The sequence below is a fragment of the Catenulispora sp. EB89 genome (genome assembly GCF_041261445.1).
Lineage (GTDB): Bacteria > Actinomycetota > Actinomycetes > Streptomycetales > Catenulisporaceae > Catenulispora.
This window is the reverse complement of record NZ_JBGCCU010000006.1, coordinates 435,319-452,967: the sequence shown is the minus strand read 5'-3', so window position 1 is coordinate 452,967 and position 17,649 is coordinate 435,319. Positions and strand designations below refer to the sequence as shown.

15 protein-coding genes and 1 pseudogene are annotated in these 17,649 nt (G+C 66.4%); 5 read left to right on the top strand and 11 right to left on the bottom strand.

All coding sequences use genetic code 11. From position 1 onward, the window contains the following. Positions 1-3 precede the first annotated feature (3 nt). From ABH920_RS16405 to ABH920_RS16390, 4 genes are all read left to right on the top strand, one after another. Complete coding sequence (locus ABH920_RS16405; protein ID WP_370349838.1) at positions 4-558, top strand: flavoprotein; 555 nt, start codon at positions 4-6, stop codon at positions 556-558. Between the two features lie 225 nt (positions 559-783). Further along, positions 784-1,695 (top strand): helix-turn-helix domain-containing protein, encoded by a 912-nt coding sequence (locus ABH920_RS16400; RefSeq protein WP_370349837.1) that lies wholly within the window; start codon positions 784-786, stop codon positions 1,693-1,695. Between the two features lie 279 nt (positions 1,696-1,974). Further along, entirely contained in the window at positions 1,975-2,649 is a 675-nt protein-coding gene (locus tag ABH920_RS16395; RefSeq protein WP_370349836.1) for a hypothetical protein, read from the top strand. An 80-nt stretch (positions 2,650-2,729) separates the two neighbouring features. Next, on the top strand, positions 2,730-3,113 hold the full coding sequence (locus tag ABH920_RS16390; RefSeq protein WP_370349835.1) for a hypothetical protein: 384 nt from the start codon (positions 2,730-2,732) through the stop codon (positions 3,111-3,113). 2,346 nt (positions 3,114-5,459) lie between these two features. On the opposite strand, the pseudogene mobF reads toward ABH920_RS16390, so the two are convergent. The 9 genes and pseudogenes from mobF to ABH920_RS16345 all read right to left on the bottom strand — a co-directional run. Next, positions 5,460-7,730: pseudogene (mobF, locus tag ABH920_RS16385) on the bottom strand (MobF family relaxase); the annotation flags it as partial. A 170-nt stretch (positions 7,731-7,900) separates the two neighbouring features. Beyond that, positions 7,901-8,479: an isoprenylcysteine carboxylmethyltransferase family protein gene (locus ABH920_RS16380; protein ID WP_370349834.1), complete on the bottom strand. Its 579-nt coding sequence runs from the start codon at positions 8,477-8,479 to the stop codon at positions 7,901-7,903. Between the two features lie 289 nt (positions 8,480-8,768). Further along, positions 8,769-9,521, bottom strand: a complete 753-nt coding sequence (locus tag ABH920_RS16375) for an aminoglycoside phosphotransferase family protein (protein WP_370349833.1) — start codon at positions 9,519-9,521, stop codon at positions 8,769-8,771. Positions 9,522-9,647: 126 nt separating this feature from the next. Beyond that, a complete protein-coding gene (locus tag ABH920_RS16370) occupies positions 9,648-10,007 on the bottom strand; it encodes an ASCH domain-containing protein (protein ID WP_194893755.1) in 360 nt (119 codons plus the stop codon). Between the two features lie 1,095 nt (positions 10,008-11,102). Next, positions 11,103-11,675 (bottom strand): AAA family ATPase, encoded by a 573-nt coding sequence (locus tag ABH920_RS16365; protein ID WP_370349832.1) that lies wholly within the window; start codon positions 11,673-11,675, stop codon positions 11,103-11,105. Next, complete coding sequence (locus ABH920_RS16360) at positions 11,675-12,574, bottom strand: hypothetical protein (protein ID WP_370349831.1); 900 nt, start codon at positions 12,572-12,574, stop codon at positions 11,675-11,677. Before ABH920_RS16360 ends, ABH920_RS16365 begins: the two co-directional genes overlap by 1 nt. A gap of 122 nt (positions 12,575-12,696) precedes the next feature. Next, positions 12,697-13,365: a DUF4352 domain-containing protein gene (locus tag ABH920_RS16355; RefSeq protein ID WP_370349830.1), complete on the bottom strand. Its 669-nt coding sequence runs from the start codon at positions 13,363-13,365 to the stop codon at positions 12,697-12,699. 316 nt (positions 13,366-13,681) lie between these two features. Next, positions 13,682-14,290 (bottom strand): hypothetical protein, encoded by a 609-nt coding sequence (locus ABH920_RS16350; RefSeq protein ID WP_370349829.1) that lies wholly within the window; start codon positions 14,288-14,290, stop codon positions 13,682-13,684. A gap of 501 nt (positions 14,291-14,791) precedes the next feature. Beyond that, on the bottom strand, positions 14,792-15,337 hold the full coding sequence (locus ABH920_RS16345) for a hypothetical protein (protein ID WP_370349828.1): 546 nt from the start codon (positions 15,335-15,337) through the stop codon (positions 14,792-14,794). 218 nt (positions 15,338-15,555) lie between these two features. Here ABH920_RS16345 and ABH920_RS16340 point away from each other — a divergent pair, with 218 nt between their 5' ends. After that, a complete protein-coding gene (locus ABH920_RS16340; protein WP_370349827.1) occupies positions 15,556-15,999 on the top strand; it encodes a hypothetical protein in 444 nt (147 codons plus the stop codon). 43 nt (positions 16,000-16,042) lie between these two features. Here the strand turns inward: ABH920_RS16340 and ABH920_RS16335 are convergent, their stop codons facing one another. Together ABH920_RS16335 and ABH920_RS16330 are read right to left on the bottom strand one after the other, a co-directional pair. Next, positions 16,043-17,023, bottom strand: coding sequence for a DUF2637 domain-containing protein (locus tag ABH920_RS16335; RefSeq protein ID WP_370349826.1), 981 nt, complete (start codon positions 17,021-17,023; stop codon positions 16,043-16,045). Positions 17,024-17,100: 77 nt separating this feature from the next. Beyond that, positions 17,101-17,592 (bottom strand): hypothetical protein, encoded by a 492-nt coding sequence (locus tag ABH920_RS16330; RefSeq protein ID WP_370349825.1) that lies wholly within the window; start codon positions 17,590-17,592, stop codon positions 17,101-17,103. Positions 17,593-17,649: the final 57 nt, after the last annotated feature.

The following is a 17,649-nucleotide window of genomic DNA, read 5'->3' as shown; positions in this document are numbered from 1 at the left end:
GTCTTGCCGAAGAAGCCCGTTCTTTACGCCATCGGTTGCGGTGGCTACCCGTCGGAGCTCATGCCGGATCTCGTGAGGCATGCGCAGGGTGAGGGATGGGACGTCTGCGTGATTGGGACCCGGATGGGAATACGGTTTCTTGACGCCGTTCTGCTGCAGGAGCTGACCGGCTATCCCGTTCGCGATGACTATAAGAAGCCTAACGAGCCCGATGTCTTGCCGGATGCAGATGCCTTCGTTGTTGCGCCGGCGACCTTCAACACCGTCAACAAGGTAGCCGCTGGCATCTCTGACACGTTGGCGCTGGGTTTGATCAACGAAGCCATCGGCATGGGGAAGCCCGTCATCTTGGCGCCCTGGCCGAACCAGGAGCTCGTCAAGCATCCAGCCTTCCCTCGAAGCGTCGAGCTGCTTGCCGAGGCTGGAGTGCGTTTCGTGCTCGATCGGGCCGCCCTCCCACTGCCGGCCTCGGGGAGGCCAGGGGCTGCCACGTTCCCGTGGGCCGAGGTCCATTCCGCGCTCGCGGCGGCGAAGGACGAACTTCTGGCGGGCTTCTGAAGCCTGCTCTCGGCCGGCCGCGCGATATCGCATTCGGCATGTGCCGGCCGAGCTGAAGCGCCTTCACGCGATCGGGTGAAATCTGAGCGTGCGACCTTATGGGGATGCGAGATTCTGCAACCCGGAGTGCCCCGTGGGTACTATCTTCGGCAGCTGAGAAGCAAGTACCCCGGCCGGTGCTACCAACACCGCCGGGGCGTGGCACCAGGAGTAAAGGGCTCCCGAATGCGAATCCATCGTAGCGCGCGCGAACGCTTTTTTACGACGTTGGGCAACGAAGTTCTCCGCGACAGCCGCTTGAGCTTCTGCGCTCGCGGCATCCTCGCCTACCTGCTCTCCCAGCCTGACGGGAAGCGCGACGACATCCGGACGCTCTCGGAACGAACACCGGAGGGTCGGGAGCGTGTGGCTTCCGCGATGCGGGAGCTGGAGAAGCTCGGCTACCTCACCCGGACCAAGAAGCGCACGCCCGACGGGCACATCTACACCGAGGTAGAGGTCTTCGACAGGCCAGAGGGAGCGTCGTCGCAGCGTGAGCCGAACGCCGGGTTCCCGGCCTCCGGTGCGCTGGCGGTCAGCCCAGACGGCGATCACCCCGTGAAGGAACGGGTTGAAGAACCCACCCGCCCGACGCCGGCCGCCGAAGGCGGGGATAACGGGCCCAACAAAAACCTCAACGAGAAGACGCAAGCTAGCGCTGCCCAACTGCTTGCCCGCGTGTTGCGGGCGGAGCCACGGTTGGCGTTGGGATGGACCGACGTACTGCGGTTAGCGCCCTTGGTGGCTGAATGGCGGCGTCGCGGCGCCTCAGAGCTGCACATCGCCAGTTCATTGACCTCCGGACTGCCGCGGGCTGGAGTCCACCACCCGGCGCGGTTCGTCGAGACGCGACTCGTTGCCAAGATGCCCCTTGAGCGCTGCGTGGTCCCGCTGCGGCCCGAGTGCGAAGGGTGCGGCGTTCCGGCTCCGACTCCGGGCCTATGCCGATCCTGCCGAGAAGCCCAGCCTGCTGGAGCCTCAGCGGCGACGGAAAACCAGGTCCTTGCTCGCGGTGTCGCGAAAGCCCGCGCGGCACTACGAGGTCTGTCGGTAGAGCGTTTGACGCCTGCTTTGGCCTACGGGGCGGTGGATCTTTAAACCGCAGCGTTATGTGTGATGCAAATCACGCGGATGTGCCGTATTTCGATCTTGGATAGCGGCTCTACGCGCGATTCATACGTGTTGTGCTGGGTGCCTTCTTTAGCATGTCAAATGATGCAGATCAAGAGGCCGTTATGATCCGTTGACAATGACGTTCGGTGCTGGAAGGATCACTGCACATGGGTCGCAGGGCCCTGACATGGGGGCGGCCGGGTGGTAGGACACCCGACCGCCGAAGATCCCCACTGTCCGTCCACTCGTGAAGGGGAGGGGTCCGTGAGGACACCGAACATGGTACTGCGCGCAGGCGCAGCTCTCAGCATGTTGCTTGCAGCTGGAATCATCAGTACGGGGGCGGCGTCGGCCGCATCGCAGACGCTGTCTGTGAGCTCAATCGCTTCAGTGACGGGTTCGCCGGTTCGGTGCGTCGACGACGTGAAGAGCCAGCTTCCGGCGTCGGCGCAGACGACGGCCAACCTGACTGAGGCGGCGGAGAAGGTGTGCGCAGTCCACACCACCGTGCATCGTGCTGCTTCCAGCGCCTTGGGCGTGGCAAGCCCGCAGGCTGCGCACGCCACCTGGGTGTCGGAGACCGACGCCTACGGTGGAAAGTTCTGGGGCGAGAAGATCACCTGGGGTTGGAGCGACATCGAAGGGATCTACAACAACCGGTACACGTTCGGTGCCACGCCGAACGGGAACCCGGACTGTCAGGACAACTGGGCTGTTGGCGGGGACGTCACGCTATCGACCGGCGCCGACGAATGTTCGTGGTACGGGCAGATCCCCGCCTTCACGAGTGGCCAAGGATTCGGGATGACGCAGGACTTCCAGGTCACTGCCATTGTCAAGGGATTCCCGATCCACGCGGGTCACGTGCTGCGTGGGGAGACCCGTGGCGATGGCGCCACGTGCTACAGCAGTGATGGCGACGGCGGGAGCTGCGGCTAGTAACCCGACGGCCCCCGCTTCGCAGCGGGGGCCGTTCTTTGGATGTAGGTTGAACGGCGATCTAGCGAAGGTGAAGCCCAATGACCGACTCACTCGGTGCTCCGCTAACCGTGTTTGCTCCGCACCGGCCGACCTGGCCGATTCTAGGAATCGCCGCGCTAGAAGCTGTGCAGTATATGTCAACCGCCTATCCGTCATCGCTTAATGCAACTGTCGTTCTTTGGGCTCTCTTGAGCGGCTATTTGGTGTGGCGAATCTGGCGGGGTGGAGAAGTCGCATGGAACGTCTTGCTGGCTCTTGTCTCCGTCGTGGCAGTGTTGGACGGTTTGGCGATCTTCAACGTCGTTCATACCGGCCAGAGCAACCAGTGGGCGTTTTGGCACCTTGTTCTCGTTGCCGCCGAGCTCGGCTTGCTCCTGATGCCTCGTGTTCGGCGCTGGGTTGAGCAAGGCCGTACGGCGTAGCTGAATCACGGCGACTCGGACCCAGCCTGCACGACCTTAACGTCCTGCCTCTGGCCTACGTGGCTGGTCCGGCGCGGTCTGGGGCGGGCGCTGAGCGAAGGTGCCCGACCGGCTTTCTGGCGACTCGATGATCTCGGGGATTCTAGGCAGCTGCTGCTGCGGATTTGGGTGGATCGAGCGGCGGTGGCGCTGCTTGGCACGACCGCGGGCGCTCGGCGTCCTTGGTGTGGGCTGGCTGGCGAGGCTGGGTTCGGGGATGTCCAGGTGTCCGTGCTCGACGAGGATGGCGGCGAGTTTCTGGTGGTAGACAGGCTGGTCGGCGTCGACAGCCGGCTCGCGGTTGTCTCCGAGCCAGTTTCGGCCGAGTCGGTTGGCGAGTTCGGCGGCGATGCGGTTCTGCTCCTCGATGTCCAGAGTCCGGTAGCGGTCGGCGGCCAGTCGCCCCCAGCTCGGGTCTGCGGTCGGACTGGTGCCACGTAGGGCCAGGAGGGACGCGGCAGCGATCCAGTAGGCGCGATGGCCGACCCGTCCGCTCTCGGGATATGGGCCGAGAGCGGACGGGTCGTCGTCTGCGACCTGGTACTGGTCGCGGTAGGCGGCTATGGCGGCGACGTGGTTCAGCCAGGTTTCGCGCTGGGCCGGGTCGGTGGGTTCCATGCTGAGGTGCGCGGTCCAGGTGGGTCGTTCGGCCACGGCGGTTTGGGCCAGCTGGTCGACGCGACGGCGGATCAGTTCGGCTCGCGCGTCCAGATACGGGCGCCACTGCGGAGCGGCGACCGGTCGCGCGCTGCGGAGCCAGGCAGGTAGGAGGGGGTCTTCCGCACGACGCGCAGCCGACTCCAGGAGCTTGGCCAAGGTGCTAAGGGCGACGCTGTCCGCGCCGGCTTGGAGGCTCATGATGGCCTCGGTCAACGCGGCTTCGGGTTCGGTGCCGGCCTCTTCGAGCCGCGTCAGCGCATGCGTGATCCGTCGCCAAGCTGAGCGCGAGTCGTCGGTCGTACTGGTGGTTCTCGCGTCAAGGTAGCGGTGGACGGCCAAGGCGGCGGATTGACAGATCGAGGCTCCGAGACGGAGTGTTCTGCGGCAGGTCACGGCTTCCAGAACTTCGGTGGCGTCCGCCCCGAGGGCGTCGGCGCGCCGTAGCGCGAGCAGCAGTGCCGGCCAGGTGTCTTCCACGCGAGCCTGTTCGGTGCGGACGGTTCCCAGAGCTCTATAGACGGCGCGCTCGTACAGCCGGTCGGAATCGTCGCCAGGTGCACCCGGAGCCGGGACCGTCGCCGGAGGAGCCGAATCGACTCCAGATGCCAGGGCCGGGGCGACCTCGGCGAGGACGGAGCGATAGCGGATCTCGTCGGAGCCATCGGTGAGCGGCGCCGATTCCGTCTCGATGACCTGGCGTAGACGCCACGAAATGACTTGAGCAAGCGAGTCTGCGGTGGCCAACTCGCGCTTGCGTGCGGTCCTACCGAGAAGGGCCGAGACGTCCCATCCGCCAGCGTCGGCATCGCGAAGTGCCCGCAGGGCCGCGTGCCATGCCGGATCGCTGATGATCGACTCGGCCAGATCTGGCAGCACCTTCTCGACTACCTGCCGGTAGTGGGAGTCGGTTGCGACATCGAGTGCGTGGTCGTATCGCGGTACGAGGCTGAACAGCGATTCGGCTTCGGCGAACGAGGCTCGGATCTGCTCGGTCGCTGACAGCTCGGCAGTCTCACGAGCCACCACGTGTTCGAGGATCTCGCGGGCGACGTAGGCGTCCGCGTCGAACTTCACGGCGTCTACATGCTCGTCTTCGTCCAAGCTCGCGAGCTCATGAGTGGCGACATACAAGACCGTGCCGTGCCGGGCCCGGGAGGCGATGACGTAGAAGTTCTCCCGTCCCATCTCCTCGGTTATCAGTGCGTGGCAGGTGTCCACTGTTGAACCCTGGGCACGGTGGGCGGTGGTGGCGTAGAGCAGTTCGACGTTGGCGGCGACGTACTCCGGCGGGAGCGACACACGCCCGTGGTGCTCCAGGTGCTCGACGGTCAGGGCGCCGTTGGCGTGGCGTTCGACCACTTCCCAGGCATCGCCATTCTTCACGAAGTCGCGTGTCCCGGAGCGGAGCCGGCGGTCGTTGTCGCGGGTCACGATTAGGTCCCGTGTGCCCGCGAGGTTGCCGTCGTGCAAGCGCACGCCGTCAGCTTCGACCTGTCCGGCGGCGACCCGGTCGGCACGAGCCCGAGCGCACAGTTCGGCCACATCGGCGTTGGCCGCGGCGACCATGAGAGCGTTGCGGCCGGCGAGCATGTCGGTCTTCCAGCCGGCGTACGCCTGCTCGGTCATGCCCTGACGCGACCCGTGCTGAATCCGTCCGGCATCCTGGTAGAAGTCGAGCCCGGCGGTGTCGCCGACACGGATCTTGAGTGTTGCCTCTGCTTCGAAGGGGTCCTCGAACCGGTACAGGGTCGACAACTCCACCGCTCCGGACTCGTTCGCGATGAGCCTCAGGGCTCCACCGGATTCGACAGCGCCAAGCTGCCGGTAGTCGCCTAGCAGGCGCACGGCGGCACCATGTTGGGCGGCGATGGTCACGAGCCGGTCGAGGTTCAAGGTGCCGGCCATGCCGGCCTCGTCCACCAAGACGGTGTCGCCCGGGTTCAGGGCGAAGAACTCCTTCCCCCGCGGTACCTTCCGTCCGGCAGCCAGGGCCTTGGCGTGCGGTCCTTTCCTCCATTCCCACAGGAACTTGTGCAGGTTTTCGGCTCCGGTTCCCAGCTCCGCAGCCAAGACCCCGGCCGCCGATGCCGAGGTCGCCAACGGCACCAGCCGCCCGCTCCTTCCAGCGCCGATTACGGTGGTCAGAGCCTTCATAGCGGTGGTTTTGCCAGCTCCGGCTGGGCCGATTCCGGCCAGCAGCAACCGTCCGTCGCACGCGAATGCCTTCACCAGCGCTCGCTGACCCGCGTCGAGATCGTCGCCGGTCTGCTGCTCGTGAGTGGCCAGCACCCGGTCGGTGGTCTCCCCGTCCACCCCGACCGTGGTGCGATATCCGGCGGCGCCGACCAGCCGGGCCTCGGCGTCCAGAACGGCTTGGCTGGTGAAGCGTTCGGCGCCGTGTTGGACGAACACCGACGACCCGTCCGAGCGGCGCAGCGCCGTCGGCTCAGCCACCAGCTCCGGCGGCTCGGTGGAGATCGACCACCTGGACAGCGCCGCATCCACGACCGCGGTGACGGCGAACTCCTGCTCGGCTGGCGTCGTGAACCGCGTTCCGCGCAGCTCTCGCTGCGCCTGTGCGAATACGCTCCAGCGGGTCCACGTCGCGTGGTGCTCTTGGACTTCGGCCACCACTCGCCTGGCGACATCTGCCACATCCAGCTCGGCGCTGGTGATGGGCCGCGGTCTGCGGCGGCCGCGCGTGGGGACGACCGCGCTCACTCCGGCGAGGGCACGCGGACCGAAGGTCGCTATCAGGTCGTCGCGCCACTCGTCCCGCATCAGGGCCCACGCTCGTGGTGGCTTTTTGCCCTTGCGGGTCGCCAACGTCGCTTGCTGAGCGAGTTCGTGCGCCGCCGGCAGTGTCGGATCGCGTCCATGCGCCGCGCGGAACTCGGCCACCAGGCGCTGGTACTCGACCTCGATGTCGGTTCGCCGGCGGGTGAAATGCGACAGCACCTGCGCAGGGAAGCCTCTGATCTCGCGCACAGGCTCGCGCTTTCCCACGGTGTCCGGACGGGTCTCGAATTCGAGTCCGAGGCGGGCGTGCAGCTCGTTCTCCAGCACGGTGTTGTAGAGCTCGGAGGCCGCCACCGTCATCCGGTACAGGCTGCGGGCGTCGAGTGCCTGCCACTTTCCGTTGGTCCCGAGGACCTTGCTGGAGACTGCGACGTGTGAGTGGAGGTTCGGCTCTCCCAGTCGGTTGTCCGCGTGGTCGAAGACGGCGGCGATCAGTCCATGTGTCTCGATCTGTGCCTGTCCGGATGAGCCGGTACGGGTGTACGCGGCGTGCTCTTCGAGCAGTTTCAAGGCGGCGTCTCGGGCTGCGCGGTGTGCCTGCTCGATCGCCCCGCGGACCCACGGACGGGGATCGAGACCCCACAGCCGCGAGACTGAAGACACCGGTGTGAAGACCAGATCGAAGCCAGCCACAGCCCGCCGCTGGCGCCGGGCTTCCTCCCGCCGGACCTTCTTCTCCTCGGCCGCTGTCGGTGCACGGCCGACTTCGGTCTGGATTGCTTCCAGCCTGGCCGACACGCGATCGTCGAAGGGGCCGAGATCCTGGTACTCGGGGAATGGCCGGCCGAGGCCGGCTGCCTTCCGCGCCTGCTCGTTGACCTTCTTAAGCTGCCGTTCCGACATCTCGGCTGTGACGTTCTCGCGCTGGTAGTTCGCGATGATGGCGGCGGCGTTCGGGTGCAGGCCCTGCCCGTACAGCGCCGTCATCTGTGCTTCTGAGACCTGGCCGGATACGCCGAGACTCTGTAGTCCCGACCCCATCCATGATCCCGGCGGGTTGCCGGTTTCGGTGTAGTACTCGGCCGCTGACTTGCCCCTCTGTGGGCTGCTGTCTCCGGCGGCTACTTGCCTGGTCAGGTAGGTATAGCCGTCCCCGGCGGTGATCTTGTGGATCGTCATCACGATCGGATCACCGCCCTTCGCGAGTCGGCTGTGTCACCGCGTCCCGCGTAGCGGGCCCATGTTCAGATTGTCTGCAAAAGGTGTGTTAGTAGAAATATATGGCAAGTTGTTCATGTGCGCTAACGCAGTCGCGGTCTCGCGGCGAACCCTCAGCCTAGGTACGGCGGTCACCAAACGAAGGGGATCAGCCGATGGGGAGTGGCCGCTGCGTATGTCCGGTAGGCATCACCCAGTTCGCGGTGCAGAACCTCTTCCTCCACCTTGATCGCTGCGGTGAGGAAGACCACGGTCGCCACGGCTGCGACGCCGAGCGACAGCCAATTCGACATCAGCGTTACTGAGCCCACCAACACCAGGACGAGGCCGGCATAACTCGGGTGCCTGACGATTCTGTACGGGCCGGAGGTGATGACGGCCTGGTCGCTGCTGGTCATCAGCTCGAAGGTGAAGTAGTCGCCCAGTGTCTGGAAGCACCACAAACGCAAGGCGGCGCCGCAGCCCATTGCTCCGAGCCCAATCGGAGCAATCAGCCACGAGGGACGGATTGCGGCCTCCGGCACGATCCATGACAGGACGGCCCCCGTGACAACGCCGGTTACAGGGGCGAAGGTGAGGACCCTGCCGCAGCGGTCCTGGGCTTTTTCGGCGGTGGGGCGGGTCCGTCGGCTCTGCCGGAACTCCATCGCAAGCCAGATGACTGAGACCACGAGGAGAGTCGCGTTCTCCGGAGACAGTTCGGGTGGCACAGTGGCACGCTAGGCAGCGCGGAATATGTAAACCTCATTCTATGGACGCCGACACGGCGAAGTTCGCCCCATTGGGTGTTCACCAGGCCGCAGTCACCACCGAGACTCGGTGATGCTTGCGGAGGGTGGGAAGCAACTCGAAGCCGCTCTGGTCGGCTTCTACGGAGCGCAGGACGAGGTCGAGCGGAGCCACAGGACCGCCGAAGTAGTGGCTGCCCCGCGCTGGCTCGCGAAGCTCGATCCCGGCACCCACCAGTAACTGGCGTGGCCGAAAGACCGGCAGGATCCGTCAGTCGATCAGACGCCGGTTGGCCCGGCTCCACGCGACACGCGCTCGAAGCTCCTCCAAATGTCCTTCAGCCACCCAGGTGGCCTGGGGCTCGTGGCCCTGCTCGGCCAAGCGCCGAACAGCGTCGATGCCCTCTTCTTGAACGGTGATGACGGCATCGACGAGACCCGTGGTGTCGGTCAGGCCGTAGGCGCCAGCGAACACCTCAAGGCGGCGGCGCCGATCGGGCGGCTCGGGATAGCGGAGCCAGCGCAGGCACTCGGCATCGTCGCGGAATGGCGCGACGTATTCGAGGGCGTAGGCGACATCATGCCGGCGCTGCGCCGGACGAGCGTGGTCCCAGTCGATGACTCCGACTGGCCGATCGCCGTGCCAGACGATGTTCCAGGGACCGAAGTCTCCATGGCAGACCACCTCATCGTCCGCTGGGGCCGCGGTCGTGGTCGACCAGCAGGTCGTCTCAGTAGGACGGTACCCGGCGACGGCATCGTGGTAGTCGCGCAACAGGCGCGCGAACGCGATCAGCCCACGGTCGCCGATGACCTTGGCCCAGCCGTCCGGGCCGGACTCGCCACCGATCCAGGTCAGAACCTCGCGCCCCTGCTCATCAAACCCGAGAACACGGGGCGCCTGCTCGTAGCCGACTGCCTCAAGATGGCGAAGCAACCCATGGATCGCCGGAGTCCATGGCCCCACCGGTCGGTGCACCGTGTCACCGATCCGTTCGACCCTGCCGAGATCGTGTGTTGTCACCAGGCCAAGGTGGCGAGGCAGCTGCTGAGGCGCAACCGGTTATCGCGCCGCTGCCGGAGAGCCAAGCAGGCCCTGTCGAACTCATCGACAAGCGCTGCCGCAACTTGCAGACGACGCCGGCGTCTGTCAGACGAGTTCAATCTCGATGGCCAGGACGCCGAGGGCTTCCTTCTCCGGGCCGTAGATCCGGCGGATGTTGGCGAGTTGTTGCTCGCGCGGGCTGTCGGGGTTGACGCGTGCCGGGCCTTCGGTGTCGAGCATCTGCTCGAAGGAGGTGTAGCGGGCGACGCGCTTGACGCGCGTCAGGGCGTCGTCGGTGCCGCAGATGAAGCGGATGTGGTCGCCGGCGGCCAGGCTGCGCAGGTTGGGGTACTGGACCCGGACCTCGATGGTCTTGCGGCCGGAGGCGACCAGGTCGAAGTAGCGCCGGTAGAGGTTCATCTCGCGGGCGCGCACGCCGGTCTCGGTGTCAGGGCGGGCGTTCATCAGGCGGTCGATCTCCAGGGTCGTGTACGAGCGGTAGAAGTGTTTCGGGTCCGACAGCACGCGGCCGACGAGCCAGACCATCGCGTCGACGTAGTCGTCGACGGCGCCGGTCCAGGCGGTCGCGTCCAGCATCCAGGGACGGGCGCCGGGCGGTGGGGCCATCCGGCCCTCCCGGATCAGGGACTTGGACAGTTTCGCACCGGTGTCGGTCAGCACCATGGGAGTGAACACGCGCGGCGGCGGTGTGAGGCCGGGCAGCTGGGTGAAGGCCTCGTCGACCAGTTGGCAGCCGAAGGCCCAGTCGCCACCTTTGATCATGACTGACAGTGTCACAGCGTCGCGGGCTGCCACGCGCTCCTTGACGAGGTTCCGGTACAGGGTGGCCAAGTCCAGGTAGGCGTGACTGTCCGGGGTGATGGTGACCTTGTAGTCGCCGTGGTCGGTGCAGACCGCGGCGAAGTCGGCGCCGCCGGAGCCGGCGGCAACCAGGCGCGTGCGTTCGGCTCGCTTCTCGGCCCAGCCGCACGCCGGACACGGGAAGCGTAGGTGGACCTGGCCGTGTGAGGGGGCCAGTGGCCAACGGATTGTTTCCAGATGGCCTAGGGTCGCCAGGAACTCGTACCGGAACACGGGGTCGGCTTGCTGGGTGGTGTAGGTCTCGACTTCGTAGTCGACGCCGGTGGCGTCGGCGAGGGAGTCGAAGAAGGCCCGGTAGTACTGCTCGATCAGGCCATCGACAGCGGGCGCGCCCAGGGCGTGGTGGTAGGTCTGCTGGTAGGCGTGGTGCGTCTCGGGGTCCAGGACGACGTCGTAGGGGGCGTTGTCGAGCGCGCCGAAGCGGACTATGGCATCGACGTTGAAGGTGCGCTTGGCGGCTTTGGCCAGTAGGAACGCGGCGGTTTGCACCAAAGAGGTGCCCAAGTGCGGCGCGCCGTTGATCTGCGTGCCGACACAGAACGCGACGCGCTCGGGCCGGGATGCCTGCAGGCGAGGCCGGATCATGTCGATGCTGCGCAGCATCGCGTTGGCCAGGACGTTGTTCGGGCTGACGATCTCCACGGTCTGTTCGAGGGCCACGAGCGATCTCCTGCGCTGCTAGGCGGTGGGTGCGGAAACGTTGGCGAGGATCTGGTCGACGCGCTTGGCGGGGTCGTCGGCGGGGATGAAGATCGGGCGGTAGCCGGTGTCGTAGTAGCCCTGAACGATCAGTTCATGGACGCGACGGATCTCCCGGTCTTGGGCGAACACCAGGTCGTCCTCCGCGTTGAAGGAATCCAGCGGGTCCAGGACGAACACGGCGTCGTAGCGGTAGATCCTGGCGGCCTCCTCCAACTCCGGGTATGGCGACAGGCCGAAGAAGGCGTCCCAGCCGTAGCCGTCGGGGATGCCGCGGTTGTAGAACCGCAGGCCGTGCTTGTGGGCGGTGTATTCCTGGACAAACGCTGCGAGGACTTCACGGGAGTACTCGCGGCGGTCCCCGACCTGGAGGTGACGGCCCAGGCGTTCGCGGTGCGCGCGGTAGATCTCGCGGGCCGGCTCACCCTCGGTGGCGGGGATGGCGCGGGTGGCCAGCTCGTCGAGCACGGCCTCCTTGCCGGCGGACGGCCCGCCGGTGATCACGTAGCGGCGGGGTGGTCCAGACGGGTCGATCAGTGCGGCGAGGTCCATCAGGAAGCTCCTTCTTCGGCGGCCGCTGAAGCGGCCAGGTCTGTGCACCAGGAGTTCGCTCCGGCGGCGGCGGAGCCGGCTTGGACGGCGGTCCAGAACTGCTCGGGCTGGTCGGACCCGGAGGCAGCTGCCGCCAGTTCGGCGGCGAGTTCATCGGTGAGGACGGGGTACCAGCCGGCCAGCAACGCCAACTCCTCAGGCTCGGTCGGCGGATCAGCCCCGAGCACGCTCGGCCCATATGCGACCGCGTATGCGGCGGCCGCGTTCAGGGTCTGGGCCAGCCGCCACAATGCAGTGCGGGCGGCATCGACCGCTTGTGCCGAGTCCGGCCCGCCGGTTCCGGTGGCCACTGCGGCGGCCAGCAACGCGGCCCGTAGTGCGTAGACACCGGACCACAGCACGGACAGCGCCTGTTCGTGCTCGGCGGCCTCCCACGCGAACACGTCGGCCGGCAGCCGCAGAGGCTTGCGAGCCTGGCCGAGTGCCGGAGGTATCGCTCGGCTGCGCAGGTCCTCGCTGTCAGCGTTGAGCATGTCCGCGAGCTGTTCGCAGATCTCCGGCTCGATGCGCTTTCGGAAGTGGTGAACTTCGTAGTCGGCTGACGCCGCGGCCTTCTCTCGCCGTTCGGTCAGCGTCAGTCCCCTGGCCTCCGGGGCGGCGCCGAACAGCAGGCGGGCCGGGACGGCCAGGCGGTGGTGGGTGAAACGGGCGAGCTGCCAACGAAGCAGCGAGTCCAGGGCCCGCAGCCGGCTGGCGGGGTCGTCCGGCCACGCGGCCCGCGCGACGACGCCGCGCAGATCGAGCAGGACCGGATCGACTGACGCGTAGTCGGACAGCGGTAGCCCGCCACGCAGCAGATCACGCAGGACCGCTCCCGAGGCCCGCGGCGCGGTGGTCACTGGCGGCACCTCGTGAGCGTGAAGGACCTGGTCATAGCATCAGTTAACCACCGATGCCCAGTAAATGCCCAGCACTTTGCCCAGTAAATGCCCACCGACTAGGAGTTCGAATTTCCCGCGGCTCAGAGAGGAAGCGGGACCACGCCGGGAGCAGGGCCGACTGCGAACTCGCTCACGACGGCGTCGAGTCCGTGGGGGTTGGCGGGGACCATGAAGACGACATCGCCTGCGCAGGACGCGCCGGGGGCGAGTTGGCAGTCGGGGAGGTGCAGACCCTGGGCGCCGGGGCCGTCGCTGACGTACTTCATGCCCGAGGAGTCGGAGATCGACAGTTCCATGTGGGAGAAGTTGTCGGTCTTGGTGCTGATGTTCTTCACCTGGATCGAGACGCGGAGGTAGGCCTGGCCGGCCCACGGCTTGTAGGTCGTGCTCTTCGTCGGGTAGGGGAACTGGACGGACTGGATTGTGACGAGCCAGGACGCGTAGGTCGTGGTCTTGCCGACGGCATAGGTCTTGGCGGGGGCCGCTGACGTCGCGGTGGTCGTGGTCGTGCTCGCGGCTCGCGATGGTGCGGTGTGCGACGACGCTGTGGACGTGGATGCGGGTGCGGATGTCTGGGATTCGGACGTTGTCGTCCCACCCGGCGTTGCGGAATCGGAAGCCGCAGAGCTCGTCGCGGGCTGCGTGGCTGAGACCGAGGTGGTTGTGCCCGGATCCGGACCGCTGGCCGCAGTTCCAGAGCTGGAACAGCCGGCGACCATACCGGCCATCGCGACGCTGAACGCCACCATTTGTGCCCGTTTCAAAGCGCCCGTCACCGAACGTGAATCTTGCCTTGCCACGATCCCACCCCATCGCCTGTCAGCTGTCATCGGTCACACAAAGGCTGTAGATAACCAGATCACGGGGGAGGGGTCCAAGCGGCGATCGCGATCCGTTGAGGGCTCATTGAGGCGGTCGTCGCATCGAGGCTCCGCGGCCGTCACCATCACGGCCGGCCTCACCCTGACCGCCGGGAGCGCGACCGCCGCGCTGCGACCCGACGCAACCGCCGGCGAGAGGGTCGAGCGGCTCTTCGATGGGAGTCAGGCGGGTTGGGTTGTCGCCTCAGCTTTCTTCGCGCGCGAGCCACCGCTGAATGGTCCGCGCGCTCACGTCGTATCGTCTGGCCAGCTCGGCCGTGTCAGGCCTCGCAGATCCTGCGTCGTCGAGCTCGGCCAGGTGGGCGGCCAACGAGGCCGCCTGTTTGTTCGCCTTCTTTGCCGCCGGCGCTGGTGTTCCTCGCTTCTTTCTTGGCGTGAGGTCCTTCGCGCCTGCCGGTTTGCCACGCTTGCCGGGTGCCATCTCGTGGCGTTGCACCAAGTCCCCGCGGCGCCAGTAGCGCAGGTTGTGCGCTTCGATGCTGTGTGCAGTGAGACCGAGGCGGAGGACCTGGTCCGTGAACACGTCGACCGATACGCCCACCACGGCCGCAGCTTCGAAGTCGTCGAGTAGGTCGTCGGGGGAGGACCCTGGCGCTACGGGAGGAGTCTGCCCAGCCATGTGCGCCTCGACCGCGGCCGGATCCCATACGTAGTCCCGCCCGCGGTGAGGGTTGAGCGGCTTCGGGAAGCCGGCGTCCTTGAGCACTTGCGTATTGCGCAGTGTTCCCAGCGTGACGCCGCGGATCCGGGCGACACCGGCGGCATTCACGGGCTCGACGCCGGCTGGGATCACCCTCAACGGTCCTTCCTCGTGGGCATCAGCGACGAGCCGCTCAGAGCTTCAGGGCGGCTGGACTACTCCGACCTATACTCAACACCACAGCGCTTCTCAAGGGCTGTAACCGGTCGGGGTCGGCGAGCTTCCACCGCGCGAGCGGACATCTCCGTCGGCCCCGATTCCTTCTTCTCCCGGCTGGTGATGATTCAGCGTCCCCGATGTCGCGCGCAGGCGCTGTGCAGCCCGTCCCCGACCTGCGTCTGTGCGCTCCCGGTGCGTTCGAGTACGTCGTCGTGCATCTCGAGCGGCACGATCCGAGTCAACTCACCGATATGCCCGGGTGCGAAGGCTCCCGCAGCTACCCGGATCGTGCGTGATATTGCAGCCCGCTCCAGCAGCGGAGCCCCCTTAGTGAGGATGTCTTGGAGTGACAGCCCTCTTCTGCGGGAGCTCCGCTTTTTTGCTTACCTCAGGCCTTGATACACCCCCACCACGCCTAAGCGAACGACGTTGGGACTAGTGCAGCAAGACGTATGCACGTGTTTCGGTGAGTTCGTGGAGAACGCGTGCTGAGCACCGTCGGACGGCCGCCGTGTCGAAGTCACTCTCGACGTTGAGCACGTCGGCGAACCACTGACCGGCGACCATCTCGCGGACGCGTTCGGCGAGTGTGTTGTGGGCTGCGTCAAGGGATCGCAGCGCCAGGTTGTCGGCCACTGCCCAGCGGCCCAGGCTTAGCGCGCACCATCCCGCGACGCTCAGCGCGGCGGCGCCGGACGTGCTTACGTGGCCGGCCATCCTGGCGAGGCCGAGCGTCAGCAGCAAGACCCGGCGCGCTCCCTCCTCGGTGCAGGCGAATGTGGCGAGGTAGTCCCGCACTACAGCGTCTTCGCCGATCCGGCGAAGCACCGTCGCGGACCACGGGTGGCCGTCGATCAGGTGGCCGGGGGTCTCGCTGAAGACGACTCGATCGGTTGCTGCGCGGTCCTCGACCGAGAGCAGGGCCATGAGTACGACCGTTTGCTCGCTCCTTGGCATGACCTGCGCTGTGTTCTTGTTCATGCGTGTCCCTTCTCAAGGCTGTGACCTGGTCCGTCGCGTCGGCTTCCATCTCTCGGCGACAAGTCAAATATAGCAATGAAAAGTCACGCGATGCGGGACTGAGGCGGATTGGAGGGTGGGATTCACTCGCGTGGGCGAGTGCGCCTCGGGCGGCCCGGCGGAGGCCGTTTGTGAGCTGAGATGCACTCAAGTCGCCGTTGGCTGGCTATCCACTTACCGTGGTGAACATGCCACGACGAACTGGAGCGTCAGCGCGGACCCTGGCACTGACCAGGGCGCAGGAAGCGGTAGCGCTGCGAGACGCGGAACGGATCAAGCGGGAGAGGCAACTCGAAGCCACGCTGGCCGACTACTACCAGGCTCAAGGCGAGGTGGCGCGAATACAGAACGATGCCGAGGCGGCAGCGGCACCGTTCGAGGCCATGATTCGCGGGGCTGTGCGTGCCCTGGACCATCTGGGCGAGACCCGTGCCGGCATCGCCGGGCTCACTGGTCTTTCGGTGCCTCGCGTCCGTGACTACCTCTCCGACATGGCTTCGAACGAGTCGGCGCCGGGTGCGCCGACTGTCGAAGAACTGGCGCGGCGCGGCAGCCGGCCGGATGCCGACACCGTTGGCGGGCAAGCACCCGCTGACACGCCTGTCGTACGCGCCGGAGGCTGATGGCCATCCGCTCCGGAGTTCGAACTGCGCCGCTTCGGGTGCGTCAGCCGGACTTCGGTGCGCCCGCTGACGTCGGCAACTCGAGAGGCGCGCCGCTCTTCTCCAAGCGTGGCAGAGCTTGCACCACGTAACGCCGAGCTGTTCCGCGAGAAAGTGGCGCAGGAAGTGACGCGGCAGCCTGATACGCGGCTGCGTTTCGTTCACGCTCGTCTTGCGAGAACAGGCGCAGATCGCCGGACTGCACCTGATCCTTTAGCGCGGCTTCGAAGGCGATGCGCTTGGGGCCCGGGCCCCGACCGCGACGAAACGCTCGCGCGGGCGCTTTTGTGCGTCGGGTGCCCTTGGTGCCCTCCGGTCGTTCCACTTGTTCTTCCACGGCCGAACCAGCACATGGCGAGACGTCGTCGGAGCAGGACGCAGATTCCGACGCCTTCAGCGCGCTTTCGGCCTCGTGGCGCAGCAAGCTGCGCCGCGTACTCCACATCAGTGCGGGGAAGTTGACCCACAACGTGGACGTGCGCCACATGCTGCGCCGCTCCTCATCCCGCGCTAGGACGTTGCGCACGTTGGCGAGCAAGTGCTCCAGAAACACCGCGTACATCACAGGCGGAACGGCTGCGACGAGATACCCGCCAAGCGAGTGAGAAGGAGTGTTCAGCAGGTTCATGACCACGCTCGCCGTGATGCATCCGAGTAACGAGACGCTCGTAGCCACATTCGTACGGCGCTGCAGCGTCTCGTAGAGACGGAGGAGGGAAACGCCGGCCGTCCCGGCGTCCAGGAGTAGAGCCCAGACTCTTGCCTCCGCGGCCTGGTTGCCGTTGTGGGCCAGCACGTACCCCACCTGGGCGTGGTACGACAACCAGGCGGAGGCGCACGCGAGCGCGAGCAGCACACCTCCGGATAGAGCCAGCAATCCGGTCGCCAGCCAGGTCGGCAGAGGCGGGGCATCGGACGCATGGCCGGCCGCTGCGGACGATGGTGCGACCGCGCGTACAGGCCAAACCGTATTCTGGTGAGACATCAGGGGTGCCTTCCTCTGATCAGGCCCCGATGGGATCCGCCAAGATCTTCACCATCGGGGCTGCCTAATTTTCGTGTTCAACAGCTGGCAGTCGCCTCGCGGGAGTCGAGGAACTGCAACCAGGACGTCAGCAACTCGCCCTCGGTCGCACCGCGAAGCGCGTCCTGGTGCCGAGCGAGTCCGGCGACGGCAACCCGGATCAACGTGCTTACGGTGATCGGATCGCCCACTGTGTTTCGGGCAGCGTCGAGATCGTTGGCTGCGTCAATGAGCGCCGTCTCAAGGCTTCCCAGCGACGCGGCAAGGCTCAGGAACTCGCGCCATGACGCGAGCAGCTGCACTTCGTTGTCGCCGTGCAGCCGGTCTTCGTGCTCGACCAATCCGTCGATCGCGACCCGAAGCACTGTGTTGGCGGTGATCCTCTCGCCCTTGACACTGCGATCGTCATGGAGCCGGCGAGCCAGGTGGTCCAGTCCGGTCTGCTGGTCGGGGCGGATCAGCGCCTGCTTCGGGCGAGTCTTCGGGCGTTCATCCGAACCCTGCGAAGTGTCACGGCCCAGGGGCGTCATCTCGTGCCTTCCAGCTGGAGCGAGTCAGGAACATGCGGTAGTCCTACCTTTGTAGCC